The 15410-nt window shown below is 33.8% G+C and carries 13 protein-coding genes; 8 read left to right on the plus strand and 5 right to left on the minus strand.

What is annotated here, in order from left to right; genetic code table 11:
• From FS85_RS0111840 to FS85_RS0111860, 5 genes are all read left to right on the plus strand, one after another.
• Positions 1-2627: SusC/RagA family TonB-linked outer membrane protein (locus FS85_RS0111840; RefSeq protein WP_029489448.1), on the plus strand; the 2627-nt coding region annotated here is incomplete at its 5' end.
• An 11-nt stretch (positions 2628-2638) separates the two neighbouring features.
• Complete coding sequence (locus FS85_RS0111845; protein WP_010136533.1) at positions 2639-4207, plus strand: SusD/RagB family nutrient-binding outer membrane lipoprotein; 1569 nt, start codon at positions 2639-2641, stop codon at positions 4205-4207.
• 22 nt (positions 4208-4229) lie between these two features.
• Entirely contained in the window at positions 4230-5465 is a 1236-nt protein-coding gene (locus FS85_RS0111850) for a BACON domain-containing protein (protein ID WP_010136534.1), read from the plus strand.
• 1 nt (position 5466) lies between these two features.
• On the plus strand, positions 5467-7446 hold the full coding sequence (locus FS85_RS0111855; RefSeq protein ID WP_010136535.1) for a calcineurin-like phosphoesterase C-terminal domain-containing protein: 1980 nt from the start codon (positions 5467-5469) through the stop codon (positions 7444-7446).
• Positions 7447-7450: 4 nt separating this feature from the next.
• Entirely contained in the window at positions 7451-8248 is a 798-nt protein-coding gene (locus FS85_RS0111860; RefSeq protein ID WP_010136536.1) for a glycerophosphodiester phosphodiesterase, read from the plus strand.
• A gap of 135 nt (positions 8249-8383) precedes the next feature.
• Here FS85_RS0111860 and argH read toward each other — a convergent pair whose 3' ends face one another.
• Positions 8384-9664, minus strand: a complete 1281-nt coding sequence (gene argH, locus FS85_RS0111865; protein ID WP_010136537.1) for an argininosuccinate lyase — start codon at positions 9662-9664, stop codon at positions 8384-8386.
• Between the two features lie 125 nt (positions 9665-9789).
• Between argH and FS85_RS0111870 the strand changes: the two genes are divergently transcribed.
• The 3 genes from FS85_RS0111870 to FS85_RS0111880 are packed head-to-tail and all read left to right on the plus strand — an operon-like array spanning position 9790 to position 11762.
• Positions 9790-10434 carry a DUF4386 domain-containing protein gene (locus FS85_RS0111870; protein ID WP_160162400.1) on the plus strand — a complete coding sequence of 215 codons (645 nt, stop codon included), beginning with the start codon at positions 9790-9792 and terminating at the stop codon, positions 10432-10434.
• Entirely contained in the window at positions 10434-10838 is a 405-nt protein-coding gene (locus tag FS85_RS0111875) for a DUF6326 family protein (RefSeq protein ID WP_010136539.1), read from the plus strand. Before FS85_RS0111870 ends, FS85_RS0111875 begins: the two co-directional genes overlap by 1 nt.
• Before the next feature lie 12 nt (positions 10839-10850).
• Entirely contained in the window at positions 10851-11762 is a 912-nt protein-coding gene (locus FS85_RS0111880; RefSeq protein WP_010136540.1) for a leucine-rich repeat domain-containing protein, read from the plus strand.
• Here FS85_RS0111880 and FS85_RS0111885 read toward each other — a convergent pair.
• From FS85_RS0111885 to FS85_RS0111900, 4 genes are all read right to left on the minus strand, one after another.
• Positions 11759-12349 (minus strand): Crp/Fnr family transcriptional regulator, encoded by a 591-nt coding sequence (locus FS85_RS0111885; RefSeq protein ID WP_010136541.1) that lies wholly within the window; start codon positions 12347-12349, stop codon positions 11759-11761. The genes FS85_RS0111880 and FS85_RS0111885 overlap by 4 nt on opposite strands.
• 32 nt (positions 12350-12381) lie before the next feature.
• A complete protein-coding gene (locus FS85_RS0111890; RefSeq protein WP_010136542.1) occupies positions 12382-13443 on the minus strand; it encodes a M20 family metallo-hydrolase in 1062 nt (353 codons plus the stop codon).
• A gap of 84 nt (positions 13444-13527) precedes the next feature.
• Positions 13528-14307, minus strand: a complete 780-nt coding sequence (gene argB / locus FS85_RS0111895; RefSeq protein ID WP_010136544.1) for an acetylglutamate kinase — start codon at positions 14305-14307, stop codon at positions 13528-13530.
• Positions 14308-14408: 101 nt separating this feature from the next.
• Positions 14409-15368, minus strand: coding sequence for an N-acetylornithine carbamoyltransferase (locus tag FS85_RS0111900; protein ID WP_010136545.1), 960 nt, complete (start codon positions 15366-15368; stop codon positions 14409-14411).
• Positions 15369-15410 lie beyond the last annotated feature (42 nt).

Raw genomic sequence — 15410 nt, forward strand, 5'->3', positions numbered from 1 at the left:
CTGTGTTAAAAGGGCCAGCTGCTGCAGCTTTATACGGATCTAGAGCAGCCAATGGAGCAATTTTAATCACCACCAAATCGGGTAAAAAAACAAAAGGAATAGGAATTTCGGTAAACTCTTCCATCACTTTTGACAAAGCTGGATATTTTCCAGATTTTCAAACAGAATACGGTAATGGCTCTGACATGGGACAAAGCGAGTTTTCTTTGTGGGAATTAACCCCTGATATGACTAATGATGCAACCGCTGTATCAAGACACTATTCTCGTTATACTTTTGGAGAAAAATTTGATGAAAACAAATTACGCTATTTATATGCTTCCAAAAATTGGGATACAGGGGAGTTTACAAAACTTCCTTTTACTTATAAAGATGATTGGTATACAGGTTTGTTTCAAACAGGTGTAACCAAAAGTAATACCATTAGCATAAGCGGTAATAATGGAACAGGAACTTCTACTCGTTTTTCTTTTACAGATTTTAAAAACGAATGGATTTTACCCAACACTGGTTTTGATAGAAAAACAATTTCTTTCTCCTTAAACACTCCAGTTACAGACAGAATTAAATTAAACACAAAGGTTAATTACACTAGAAAAGAAAGTGATAATATGCCAGGAGGAGGATACAACGAGAACAATCCAATGTATGCTTTGGCTTGGGGATTTAATGTAAATAGCATTAATGATTGGAAAGACGAATATTTTAATGGAAGGTATAACTATGCCAATTGGTCGGCTCAAGGAGAAAATGGTCAAGGGTTGGTGTTTCCATCAGCTAATGGGTTTAACCCATACAGATCTTTATACGAGGAATTAAACACACAAGATAAGAACAGAGTGTTTGGAAATATTGGATTTAGTTTCGATATCATGAAAGGACTTGAGTTTAAAATAAATTCAGGGTTAGATTGGTCAGATGAGTTTAGAACACAACGTAGACCTTTTTACACTGCCGATTATCAAAACGGATTCTACAGAGAACAAACCGTTAGAGTAATAGAAAACAATAACGAAATGATGTTACGCTATACGAATAACGATTTGATACAAGGTAAATTTGGAATTACCGCTATGGTGGGTGCCAATAATAGAGTTAATGAGTATTACAATAGTAAAATTACATTAAGTCAGTTAGGGGAAGAAGGTATTTATCACACCACCAATTTACCAACAGGAGTTATTCCTGATCCTTATAATTATAGAACTAAAAAAGTAGTAAATAGTTTATACGGACTGGCTTCTTTAAGCTGGGATGACACGTATTATTTAGATATTACAGGGCGTAACGACTGGTCTAGTACACTTTCTAAAAACAATTGGTCTTTCTTTTACCCATCGGTAGCAGCAAGTATTTTAGTCAATGAAATTTTTGATTTTAGAAAGAATCTTTCTTGGGTAGATTTTACAAAATTGAGAATGTCTTGGGCAAATGTAGGGAACGATACTTCTCCATACTCTTTAGATCAGTATTACTCAACATCATCTTACCCTGGAGGATATACTTTGCCAGGAACAATTCCAGATCCTTTAATAAAACCAGAAAATGTTGAAAGTTGGGAAGTAGGATTAGATACTAGATTTTTTAGAAATCGTTTAGGTTTGGATGTTACTATGTATCATTCATCAACTACCAATCAAATTGTATCTGTAGGGGTTGATCAAATTACAGGAGCCACAGGGTTAAAAATTAATGCCGGAGAAATTACCAACAGAGGAATAGAAGTAGCGGCTCATGTTGTACCTGTAAAAACATCAAACTTTGAATGGTCTTTTGATCTTAATTGGTCAAAAAACAAAAACAAACTAGTGAGTTTACAAGAAGGATGGGATCCTGAAGAACCTTTGCAAACAGATATGGGAACCACTATTGGAGGTAGAGTTTATGTAAATTCTTATGTAGGTCAAGAAATGCATGTTATTTACGGACGTGGGTTTCAAAGAGCACCAGAAGGAGCTGTATATGTAGATGAAAATGGAATAGAACAAGATGCTTCTGGAATGCATTTAGTAAATGCAGACGGTTATCCTATTCTAGATGAATCACCCGATAGAAAAATAGGAAGTGTAAATCCAGATTGGAGAGGTGGTATTGTGCAACGTTTTAGGTATAAAAACTTTTCTTTAAGTGCTAACTTTACAGGTCAGGTTGGAGGACATACTTATTCTGTAACCAACTTTGCATTGTCTTATCAAGGTAAATTAAAAAACTCTTTAGAAGGAAGGTATGATGGTTTGGTACACAACGGAGTAAATGCTATTACCAATACAGATGGAACTACATCTTATGTAAAGAACACTACCGTTACTAAAAGCATCCAAACGTATTACAATTCTTATATATGGAATCGTAACAATGTAGAAACCAATACGTTTAGCAATTCTTATTTAAAATTAAGAGAATTAAGATTAGATTATAAACTACCACAAAGAATTTTAGAGAAAACAAAGTACCTAAACGATGTAAGTTTAGGAGTGTTTGCCACCAATTTATTTACCATTACAGACTTTCCTCAGTACGATCCAGAAACAGGAATGTTAAACGGATCTAACATTTACAAAGGAATAGAAACCATGTCTTTTCCTATGACAAGGTCATACGGTTTCAATGTTAAATTTTCATTTTAAATCGTTAGAAAATGAACAAGTTAAAAATTATTATAGCAACAATAGTATTTGCATTGGTAAACCATGCATGTACTTCAGATTTTGAAGATATTAATACCAATCCAAATACTACTAATGTAGGTGATATACAGGCAACAGGTATGTTTGAGCCCCTGCTGTATAACGGAGCAAAATTTTGGCAAAACTACACTTGGTATTGGAACAACGAATTAATTCAGTTCACTGCTTTTACAGGAGGAACCACAAGACAAGAACATCGTTATTTTATTAGTGATGCCAATTGGCAGAATGTATGGAATGCTTATGCTCGTTACGGAAATAATGTAACACATATGTACGATTTAAGTGTAGAACAAGGCGATAAATCTTTAGAAGCCATAGCTCTTACTTTAAAAGTATTGTACATGTCTAATTTAACAGATATGTTTGGAGATGTTCCTTATTCCGAAGCCTTTACAGCAAGAAAAGTAGATGGAACAACCAAACCTGTTTTTGACACGCAACAAGAGGTTTACGAACAAATGTTTGAAGATTTAAAAGCAGCAAATGCTATTTATGCAGAAAATCCTGTGTTTATAAAACCTTCTTTAGATGGTATGTATAACGGGGCTATGGAACAATGGCAAAAGTTTAACAACTCGTTGTATTTACGTTTGTTAATGAGAGTAAGTGGACGTGCAGAAATGGATGTTGCTACCAAAATATCAGAAGTATTAAACAATTCAACTACCTACCCTATTTTTGAATCTAATGCAGACAATGCAACCGTTGTGTTTTCTGGTATAGACCCTTACAGAAGTCAATTTTCAGATTATAACGAAGGAAGTTTTACAAGTTCAGGAAGAAAGTTAACAGAGCAATTAATTAAAATGACTGTGATGACTGATATAAATGGAAATGAAACTTTTGTAGATCCACGTTTGCCAATTATAGGAAAGAAAAACCCGAATGTTAGCGTAAATCCAGACAATGTTTGGAAAGGAACCATTTCAGGAGTTTCGGAGCAAGACCAAAGTGATGCAGATAGAGGAAGTGCTTGGTTAAATACGGCTGTGTTAGCAAGAGCAGAAGCTCCAGGTACTTTTATGGACTATGCAGAAGTACAGTTTATTTTGGCCGAAGCTGCTTTAAAAGGATGGATTCCTGGAGGAGAAGCTGCAGCAAAAACATATTACGAAACTGCTGTTACTGCCTCTGTAGAAAAATGGGCAGAAAGAGGTCAGTTTAGTGAAGTTCCTGTAGTGGTTAGCAATGAAGATATTAACAACCTATTAGCATCAGAATTGGCTTCTTGGGATTTGGCAACCAATAAATATGAATTGATTGGAAATCAAAAATACTTGGCTTTGTTCTGGGTGGGTATGGAAGCTTATCATGAATACAGAAGAACCGGATATCCAGAATTAACCATAGGAAACGGAACAGTGTTTAACGATTACGTATTACCTACAAGGTTTGCTTATCCTACCACTACGTTGGCTACCAATGCTGTTAACTCCGAAGCAGCGATTACTCATATGGGAGGGAATACCATGAAAACCCCAATTTGGTGGAGTAAACAAGCAATTGAAGGAAATTAAGAACAAGTAAAGAAAAAATAAAATGATAAATAATAATATTTTTAAGATAAAGAATACCTTAAAATTAGTACAAGTTGTAAGCATTTTTTGCTTTGCCATGTTCATGTCTTGTACCAATGATGAAAGTGAGTTTTCAGGAGATCCTTATTTTGTTATAGAAGATCAACCAACAGGAATTTCTGCAGACACTCAGGGAACTAGCCAAAGTTATGTTGTACGTTCTAATAGACCTTGGAGAATAGTAGCTCAAGAAGAAGTAAGTTGGGTAAAAGCTTTTCCTAATAAAGGAGAAGATGATGGTATTTTTAAGTTTGTTATTGATGAAAATGTAACTTTTGATGCCAGAAGTGTAAACTTTGCTTTTGTGGTAGATGGAGAAGAGCAACCTGTTTTGTTTCGAGTAGATCAAATTGCAAACATTCCATTTATAGTGGTAGAAAATGCAGCAGAAGGAGTTTCTGTTCCTTCGGCAGCTACTTCTTTTTCTATTCCGGTAAAAGCCAATGTAAATTGGACATATACTTTGGTAGATGGCGATTGGTTGTCTGAAGTAACACTTACTGAAAATGAATTGAATTTACTTGCTGCAAAAAACAGAGGAGAAGAGCGTGTGGCTACTGTAAAAATTAGTGCAGAAGGTCATCCTACTTTAGATACAGAAATTACAATTACACAGTCTGCTGGAGATGTTATTTTAGAAGAAAATTTTGACTGGTTAAATTATGGAAGTCCTGTTTTTTACACGTATTCTGGAGAAGGTAGGATGGATGATGTATGGACAGCAGATGAGTTGGCAAAAGGGTGGACAAGTACAGAAAATGAATTCACGAGCAATCAACAAGTAGTCTATGCTCGTCCTGGTTTTGTTAAACTTGGAAAAACTGGTTATGGAGGTGATTTAATATCTCCGAAATTAGCAGAATTAGATCAAGAAACAACTGTAAAAGTAAGCTTTAAAGCAGTTCCCTATAAAACCAAAGGAGGAACTCAAGACGATAATATTTTAAGAATTGACGTTGAAGGTGCAGGAGTTGCAAGTGTGTCTTCTTTTACTGTAGACAATTGGCCAGATTATGCTACGGATCCTGATTGTACTTTAATTTGGGAAGAGGAAAGGTCTCAGTATGAATTTACCATTACAGGAGCAACTTCGCAAACACGATTAAAATTCTTAGGAGGTGATTATCTTTTAAAGGGAGTTGGAAAAGGAAAGAATAGAGTTTTCTTAGATGATATTAAAGTGACAATTGTTGATTAAGATGAAACAAACAAGAAGAAAATTTATAAAACTAGGAAGTTTAACCACCTTTGCTAGTTTGAGCGGTGTAGGAATGAGTTTTGCAAGTTGTCAAAATGATGTAGATCTAATTGAAGAAAGTAGTTTTAAAATTACAGGGGTTTCTATTCCCTCAAGTATAGATGTTGCTACAGGTGGTACTGTGTCTTTAACAGGTAAAGGTTTTTTGGAAGGAGATTCTATAGTGTTAATTTCTTCTATCCATCAAGACACTCTTTACCGATGTGAGGTAACTACGGTAAGTCACAATACAGCAAGTTTTAATTTGCCAGATGATTTTAGCACAGGAACCTATCAAATATTGGTAGAAAGAAACGCTGAACAATTAGCACTAGGAAGTTTGTTGTTTAATGTGGTGTCCAATATAAATATTCCAGATGTTGAAGGTATGACCGTAAAAGGTTTGGTATATGCCGATGGAGTTGGAGTTGCTGGTGTTACTGTGTCCGATGGTTACGAAGTAACAGTTACAAATAATGAGGGGGTATATTACTTACCCTCTCTTAAAAAAACAGGTTTTGTTTTTATTTCTATTCCAGGAAATTATGAAGTAGCCAATGTAGGAAATGCTCCACAATTTTTTAAGCGATTAAGCAGTAACACAACGGTTGTAGAGCAAAAGGATTTTTCATTAATAAAAGTGGACAATCAAAAGCATGTAGTTATTCCTATGGCAGATTGGCATTTGGCTAACAGAAATAACGATATAGACCAATTTACAAGTAAAGTGTTGCCCGATGTAAATGCAACCATTGATAAATACAAGGCAGAAGGTACTAAAGTATATGCTTTAACTTTGGGAGACATGACTTGGGATTTGTATTGGTATCAAAATAATTTTGGTTTAAATGAATATGTATCGTACATGAATCAGTTAAACTGTTCTGTGTTTAATTTGATAGGAAATCATGATTACGATCCTTATTACGCTAATGATTGGGAGGCAGAACATGCCTATAGAAATATTCTAGGACCTACGTATTACTCCTTTAATTTAGGAGCTATTCACTATGTAGTGTTAGATGATGTAGAGTATATCAATACAGGGGGTTCTATAGGAACAGTAGGAAGTCGTAATTACAATTATAACATCAATACCACTCAGCTACAATGGTTGGCAAAAGATTTAGCTAATATTACCGATAAATCTACCCCAATTGTTTTGGCTATGCATACTCCTTTGTACAAAAGACCCACATTAGATTCAGATGGAAATCAGCTAAATGAAGTTTATTTACACAATGGAGATGCTTTAATAGATTTGTTAGCTCCTTTTACAGAAGTACATGTTTTGTCTGGACATTTGCATGAAAATTATACGGTTGAAGAACGAGCAAATATCATGGAACACAACACAGGTGCTATATGTGCAACTTGGTGGTGGACAGGTAAAAATAATTACGCAGACAATCACCTTTGTAAAGATGGAAGCCCTGGAGGATATGGAATTTGGAATATAAATAACAGAGAACTGCAATGGAAATACAAAAGTATTGGCTATGAAGAAAACTATCAATTCCGAACATACGATTTGAATACCATAGAAATTACTGCAGCTAATTTTGCTCCAAATGTAAGCGAGTCGTTAATGGCAGAATATGCGGGTAGTTATGCTCAAAAAAACATAAACAATCAGGTGTTAATTAATGTTTGGGGGTATGAAAAGAACTGGAATATTGAAGTTACCGAACAAGGTAAACCGTTAACTGTAAAAAGAATCAAGGGAAAAGACCCTTTACACATTGTTTCTTACGAAGCTTTTAGGTTAAACAACGGAGCTACACCAACTTCGGCCTTTACAACTAATGAAACTTCACATTTGTTTAGGGTACAAGCATCTGCAGCAGATACTACTTTAGAAATTAAAGTGACAGATAGGTTTGGAAATGTATATCAAGAAACCATGGTTCGCCCTAAAGCGTTTACCTTAAAAATGAGATAATAAAATGATAAAAATAGTATTTAGCAGCAATGGAGTAAGTAGGTTTTGTACTTTATTCCTATTATTAATAATAGTTGCTTGTAATAAAGTGAATCACACAAAAGTCATTGCACATAGAGGAGCTTGGAAACAAGAAAATTTACCAGAGAATTCTATAGCATCACTTAAAAAAGCAATAGCACTAAAATGTTACGGGGCTGAGTTTGATGTACATTTAACTAAAGACAGTATTCCTGTAGTAAACCATGATGCAGATTTTATGGGAATGGAAATAGAGCATAGTACTTATGAGCAATTATTGACTAAAACATTAGCTAACGGAGAACAGATTCCTACTTTAGAAGCGTATTTAAAAGAAGGGTTAAAACAGACAGACACTAAATTAATTTTAGAAATAAAATCAGCTCCATCAGGAAAAGAGCGTACTTTGTTATTGACTAAAATAGCAGTAGCAATGGTTGATAATTTGCAAGGAAAAGATATGGTTGCCTATATTTGTTTTGATTTTGATGCAGGAAAATTGGTACATCAATTAGATTCTTCTGCTGAGGTTGCTTACTTAAATGGTGATAAAACCCCTAAAGAAGCTCTAGCAGCAGGATACACAGGTATTAATTACAATTACAAAGTGTATAAAAAACATCCTAGATGGATTCTAGAAGCTCAAGATTTAGGAATGTCTGTAAATTCTTGGACAGTGAATAAAAAGGAAGAGATGGAAATATTACTTCATCAAAATATAGATTTTATAACAACCAATGAACCAGAGTTGTTGTTAACTCTATTAAAGAAGAATACATAAGAAGAATACATAATAAAATTTTATTGCTTACTAAGAAAGCCCATTGTAATTAGATTGCCCCCAAAATGTTAAATACAATTTTGGGGCTAATCAGTTGATTTTTTTTAGGATTTGATTTATTGTACTTATGAATGACTAAAAATTAGCTTCCATTTTTTCTTTAATCAAATCCAATCTTAAATTCCCTACAGAACCAATATGGGTGTGATTTACATTTAAATCTGGTTTAAATTCTCCATTAGCAATTTTGGCACCTACAATTTTATAAGCATCTCTAAACGGAGTTCCCGCTTGTACCAAAGCATTCACTTCTTCTACACTAAAAATGTATTTGTACTTATCATCTTCTACAATATTTTCTGTAATTATGATGTTTTCTAAAGAAAATACCATCATGTCTAAACAAGATTTTAAAGTAGATACCGATGGAATTAATCCTTCTTTTACCAATTGTAAATCACGGTGATATCCGCTTGGTAAATTGTTGGTAATTAAAGTTAATTCGTATGGCAACGCTTGTAATTTGTTACACTTCCCACGAATCAATTCAAAAACATCTGGATTTTTTTTATGAGGCATAATACTAGAACCTGTTGTTAACTCATCAGGAAAGGTAACAAAACCAAAATTTTGAGACATGTACAAACAAATGTCCATGCTCATTTTTGCCAAAGTTGCTGATAAACTTGCAATGGCAAAAGAAATTGATTTTTCTAATTTACCACGTCCCATTTGAGCAGCTACTGAGTTTACTTTTAGATGTTCAAAACCAAGTTCTTGGGTAGTCATTTCTCTATCAATAGGGAAAGAAGAACCATATCCTGCTGCAGAACCTAACGGATTTTGATCTGCTACTTTGTAAGCAGCATCTAGAAAGTACACATCATCTATTAAACTCTCCGCATAGGCAGAAAACCACATCCCAAAAGATGATGGCATGGCAACCTGTAAATGCGTATATCCTGGTAATAAGTGATTTTTATATTTTTCGGCCAGTTCAATTAACAAATCGAACAAACGTTTTGCCCAATCTTTTAATTCCAAAATGGCATCTTTAGCATACAAATGCACATCTAACAAAACCTGATCGTTACGAGAGCGTGCTGTATGAATTTTTTTACCAGCATCACCTAACTTTTCAGTTAACAACCACTCCACTTTAGAATGCACATCTTCAAAAGAATCTTCAATGGTAAACGTTCCGTTTTCAACCGTTTTTAGAATGTTGTTTAACTCGGACACCAATCCCTCTAACTCTTCATCTGTAATAGTTCCAATAGCGTTTAACATTCTGGTCTGAGCAATGTTTCCAAGCACATCGTACTTAGCCAATTGCAAATCCAATTCTCTATCATTCCCTACCGTAAAAATGTCAATCTTTTTGTCGGTTGCATACCCTTTGTCCCAAAGTTTCATACAGTTGTTTTTTATTCTGCTGGCAAAGATACTCTTTTTTTAACGTTTCTTATTTCTTACCAAACGTCAATGCAGGCATTTTTTTTATGTCTCAACTTTGTCATGTAAAACCAAAACAACACATCTTGAAAAATCAAAAAACGATAGGCTTATTATACCTTAGCATTGCTATTATTGGTGGTTTTAGCATGGGTTATGCACCTCTAAAACTTATTGATATTCACAACCCACCACGAACTTTCCTAAACCTACAAAATCATTTTCAAATATTCCAACTTAGTATTTTTGGAGATGGTTTGGTTGTTCTTCTTGAACTGTTTATTACTGTATTGCTGTACCAGTTTTTTAAAAACACTCATGGTTTTTGGAATGAAATGGCAAAATATTCTAGACTAGCTATGGCTTTTATTATGGCAATAAATCTTGTTTATTATATTATTCTACTACACCTAATAAACACTAAATTCTTAGCAAACAACACCTTTAAATTTTGCATGTTAGCTCATTTTTACACCGTTTATATTTGGCAAATTTTCTTTGGTATACACATGATTGCTCTGGCTATTTTAACCAACAAACATCCCATGTTTTACAAAACACTTTCTTTTTTATTACTGTTAGGTGGAGTGGGCTATTTATTAGATTGCCTAGTACATTTTATTGGAATTAAAAATAATGTCTTGGTAAGCTGTTCCAATATATTATTAGGTGTTGCTGCCATTTCTGAGTTGAGTTTTGCCATTTTATTATTGCTTAAAAAAGAAAAATAATGAATACACTCTACTTTAATCAACAAAAGAAAATACTAAGTACTCTTTGGATTTTTGTCACCTTAAATTATCTGTATTGTGATGTAATGAGTTTAATGGATTCTAATCTACTAAATCAATATTTAACAGGTGAAATTGATGGATTGACTCTAGACAACAATTTTCTACTAGGAGCTGCAATTTTAATGGAACTGCCCATTGCCATGATTTTACTGTCTAAAATATTGCCTCCTATATACAACTGTTGGACAAACATAATTATAGCAATTATTAAAACCTTAGTAATGGTAGCCACTTTATTTATTGGGACTACTACAAACTATTATCTCTTTTTTGCCACTATAGAAATAGCTACTACGCTTTTTATTATTGGTTACTCTTGGTATTGGAAACACAAATTATAATCAAACAACCCTATGAAACGTATCTTTTTTAAAACCAACATCAGTTTCAGTATACTAACACTACTGATTTTTACCTCATGCTCTCATAACGAGGATCCAATTTTATCAACAGAAAAATACATTAACATTCCTGACCCTTATTTTGAACAAAAATTGATAGAACAAGGCATTGATTCTGATGGTATTATCAATCAACAAATTCTAAAACAGGATGCAGAAAACATCACAGTTCTAAATTTAAATACATTCTCAGGTTTTGGAGAAATAGAAGATTTAACTGGTATTGAAGGTTTTACAAACTTAACATTTTTATCTGCAGCCAATCAAAAAATACATGAAGTGGACTTAAGTGCCAACACAAAGCTAGACACCCTCTATCTCTATGGGAATTACCTTACAGAAATTAACTTTGTGAACAACCCTAATTTAATTTTTGTTGATATTCAATCCAATAGGTTACAAAATATAAAAGGGCTGTCTTACGCTAAAAAACTCACAAAATTAAATGTTTCTTGGAACGATTTAGAATTTTTGAACATTCACAATAGTGCTATAAAAATCTTACATGTTAGTCATAATCTTTTAAAGGGTCTCCAGTTAACCTCTGCCCCAAACCTAAGAAATATATTGGCTACAAGTAATCAAATCTCATATATAAACTTACACAACAATACCAAGCTAGAGACATTATTAATATCTGACAACAAATTATTAGAACTGGTTTTAGAACAAAACAAACAGCTTACACATTTGTACGCTAGTACTAATAAGCTATACAATTTAGATGTTAGCTATAATGAAAAATTAGTAGATTTAAGGATTGACCGAAACCCTAATCTAACCTGCATTAAAAAAGGAAGCCATCAAAACATTGGCAATGTGTCGTTATCCAATTATCAATCCATTAGCGAAAATTGTGATTAATTGTGTTGCTTAATTTTTTCAAAAACACGTTTTTTAATTCTACTATAAGATTCTGGAGTAACCCCAATATAACTTGCAATTAATACTTGGGGTACTCTATGTATTAAGTTAGGTTGATTGTTGATTAGTGTTACAAAACGTTCCTCTGGAGTAGAAATCATAAATTCAGCCATCCTATCTTGTACCTTTCCAGCTTCCTTTTCTACTTCTCTTCTAATTAATTTTTCTAACCTAGGAACTCGTTCAATCATTTCTTCTATTAAAGAATCATTTCCAACAGTTACTATACAATCTTCCAAACATTCAAAATACGATTTTGAAGGACAACCTGTAACCTCACTAGAAAATGCATTTACAGGATCCCCTTCTATAAAAAAAGAAATGGTTTTTTCTACCCCATCTTTTATCACAAACTCTCTAACACATCCTTTTACTACGGCAAAGCATTCTTTAGAAACTTGTCCTTCTTTTAAAAGATATTCCCCTTTTTTAGAACTTCTCAATACTGTATGTTCTACAATAATATCTACTTCACTTGGAGTTAAAAACTGAAAACCTTCTATAAATTGTCTTAATGCTACTTTCATAAAAAAACCGTGATTATTACACGGTTTTAAAGTTATACTATTTTTTCTAGAAGTTTTATGTAAAAGACGACTCCATCATACACTTCTTGTACATAAATAAACTCATCTGCAGAGTGAGAACGTAAAGAATCTCCAGGTCCTATTTTTACAGATTGGCAGGTCAATCGACACTGGTCTGATAAGGTTGGAGAACCATAGGTCTTTTTCCCTAAAGCGATTCCCGATTTTACAATATCGTGATTAGGATCTATAGATGATGAATTTAATCTTAAAGAACGTGGAATCACATCGCACTCAGTATTTGCTGCTATAATTTCTGCAATTTCTGCGTTGGTATATTGGTCGGTTACTCTACAATCTACCACAAATGTCAATTCAGACGGAACCACATTGTGTTGACTTCCTGCATTGATTTGAGAAACCGTCATTTTTACCTCTCCCAAAAAGTCAGATACTTTTGAAAATTTATAAGAATTGATCCATTCTAAATCCTTTAATGCCTTAAATATTGGATTTTGATGATTTGGAATATGAGCTGCATGCCCAGGAGTTCCGGTTACTTTTCCATCAAACACCACCAAACCTTTTTCTGCAATAGCCAAATCTAACAAAGTAGGTTCTCCTACAATGGCCACATCAATTTTAGGCATGATGTTTTGCATGTAAGCAATTCCGTTTTCTCCCGAAATTTCTTCTTCGGCAGTAGCTGCCAACACAAAATTGTATTTTAAATTTTCCTGATTGTAGAAGTATACAAAAGCAGACATTAATCCAACCAAACAACCACCTGCATCGTTAGAACCTAAACCATATAATTTATCTCCTTCTATTTTGGCTTCAAAAGGATCTCTAGTATAAGCCTGATTCGGTTTTACCGTATCGTGATGAGAGTTTAATAAAATGGTAGGTTTACTTTCATCAAAATATTTATTAGTTGCCCAAATATTATTCAAATCTCTTTTTACTTCAATTCCTCTTCCCTTTAACCATTCTGATAAAATTTCGGCTGTAGGTTCTTCTTCTTTAGAAAAAGATTGGGTTTGAATTAAGGTTTGTAATAATTCTAGTGCTTCTTTTTGTAATGTTTCTATCATACTCTTTTGTTTGTAAAATTCAAAAGTTTGTAAAGTCATCAAATCACTTTACAAACTTTAAAAATTTCTCACTTTAAAAACTAATTACAACGTTAAGGTTGTAAACAATTGTTCTTTATTTTTAATCACGGTTGGGTTGCCTATAATTACTTCTGAAACTCCTTGTTGTAAAGCATTGAAACAGTTTTCCATTTTAGGCAACATTCCATCTGCAATAATTCCATCCGCTTTTAACTGTACATATTTTTCTGAGTTGATGTCTGTAATAACAGAATCATCATCTTCTACAGAAGTTAACACACCATTCTTCTCAAAAGTATATACCAAAGAAACATCATATAAATCTGACATTCCTACAGCAATGGTACTTGCAATTGTATCTGCATTGGTGTTTAACAACTGTCCTTTTCCATCGTGCGTAATGGCACAAAAAACAGGAGTCATTCCACCATTGATAAACGTAGCAATATTTTGTGCATTGATGCCATCTACATCTCCAGCAAAACCGTAGTCTACCTCTACAACTTTACGTTTGTGAGCCTGAATAGAATTTCCATCAGCACCAGACAGTCCTAAAGCATTACAGTTTTTGCTTTGCAACGTAGCTACAATGTTTTTATTCAGCAAACCTGCATACACCATGGTTACAATTTCAATGGTAGCTTCATCCGTAACTCTACGTCCGTTGATCATTTTGGCTTCTATTCCTAAATCTCCCGCCAATTGTGTAGCACGTTTTCCCCCTCCGTGAACTAAGATTTTATTTCCTTCAAGGGCAGCAAAATCTGACAAAAAACTCTCTAATGCCTCTGCATTGTTAATTACGTTTCCGCCTACTTTTACGATGGTTAATTTTTGTTTCATTTTTTTCAGTATGAAGTAAAGAGTATTAAGTACAAAGTATTTATATAGCTTAAGTAATATTTATTTTAAACAACTAAATACTCTGTACTCTATACTTAGTACTACTTTAAATTCTCTAATATCTTTTTTAATACGATTTGCGCAGAATAAGTTCTGTTGTTGGCTTGTGGTATCACAATAGAATTTTCAGAATCTATCACTTCATCTGCCACAATTACATTTCTACGTACGGGCAAGCAGTGCATAAATTTTGCATTGTCTGTTACGGCCATTTTATCGGCTGTAATCATCCAAGAGCTATCTGTGTTTGCTACTTTTCCGTAGTCTTTGTAAGACGACCAGTTTTTGGTGTAAATAAAATCAGCATCCTCAAACGCTTTTTTCTGATCGTACTCAATAGTAGCTCCTTTGGTTCTTTCTGGGTTTAATTCATACCCCTTTGGGTGTGTTATTACTACTTCAAAATCATCTTCGTGAGCTAAGGCCATTTCTGCAAAAGAATTTCCTACTGCATGAGGTAAAGCACGTGGGTGTGGAGCCCATGACAACACGACTTTTAATTTCTTTTTGGCAGGTTTGTGCTCCTCAATAGTAATGGCATCTGCTAAGGCTTGCAAAGGGTGTCCTACAGACGATTCCATATTTAAAATAGGCACTGTAGCATATTTTGTAAAAGCAGACAATACTTCTTCTGCTTCGTCTTTTTCTTTGTCTTCTAATCCTGCAAAAGCACGAATTGCAATAATATCACAATATTGTGAAATGACTTCAGCAGCTTCTTTTACATGCTCAGATTTTCCCTGATCCATAATGGTTCCATCTTCAAACTCTAACTGCCAACCTTCTGCACCAAAATTCATCACTATAGGCTCCATTCCTAAGTTTAAAGCTGCTTTTTGAGTACTTAAACGCGTACGCAAACTGTTGTTAAAAAACAACAAACCAATAACTTTATCTTTTCCTAAAGATTGATGTGCTAAAGGGTTCTTTTTTAATTCGATGGCTTCTTTAACAGTTTCTTTTATAGATGATAAATCATGAATGGATAAGTAGTGTTTCATATTTTTTTTACTCTTAGAATCGTTTTCTTATTATGTTTCAAA

Source organism: Ochrovirga pacifica (genome assembly GCF_000220525.1).
Classification (GTDB): domain Bacteria; phylum Bacteroidota; class Bacteroidia; order Flavobacteriales; family Flavobacteriaceae; genus Ochrovirga; species Ochrovirga pacifica.

Excerpts from the sequence above, each read along its gene's own strand:
- FS85_RS0111845 (WP_010136533.1), top strand. The coding sequence starts at position 2,639 with ATGAACAAGTTAAAAATTATTATAGCAACAATAGTATTTGCATTGGTA.
- FS85_RS0111850 (WP_010136534.1), top strand. The coding sequence starts at position 4,230 with ATGATAAATAATAATATTTTTAAGATAAAGAATACCTTAAAATTAGTA.
- FS85_RS0111855 (WP_010136535.1), top strand. The coding sequence starts at position 5,467 with ATGAAACAAACAAGAAGAAAATTTATAAAACTAGGAAGTTTAACCACC.
- FS85_RS0111860 (WP_010136536.1), top strand. The coding sequence starts at position 7,451 with ATGATAAAAATAGTATTTAGCAGCAATGGAGTAAGTAGGTTTTGTACT.
- argH (WP_010136537.1), bottom strand. The coding sequence starts at position 9,664 with ATGAAACTTTGGGACAAAGGGTATGCAACCGACAAAAAGATTGACATT.
- FS85_RS0111875 (WP_010136539.1), top strand. The coding sequence starts at position 10,434 with ATGAATACACTCTACTTTAATCAACAAAAGAAAATACTAAGTACTCTT.
- FS85_RS0111880 (WP_010136540.1), top strand. The coding sequence starts at position 10,851 with ATGAAACGTATCTTTTTTAAAACCAACATCAGTTTCAGTATACTAACA.
- FS85_RS0111885 (WP_010136541.1), bottom strand. The coding sequence starts at position 12,349 with ATGAAAGTAGCATTAAGACAATTTATAGAAGGTTTTCAGTTTTTAACT.
- FS85_RS0111890 (WP_010136542.1), bottom strand. The coding sequence starts at position 13,443 with ATGATAGAAACATTACAAAAAGAAGCACTAGAATTATTACAAACCTTA.
- argB (WP_010136544.1), bottom strand. The coding sequence starts at position 14,307 with ATGAAACAAAAATTAACCATCGTAAAAGTAGGCGGAAACGTAATTAAC.
- FS85_RS0111900 (WP_010136545.1), bottom strand. The coding sequence starts at position 15,368 with ATGAAACACTACTTATCCATTCATGATTTATCATCTATAAAAGAAACT.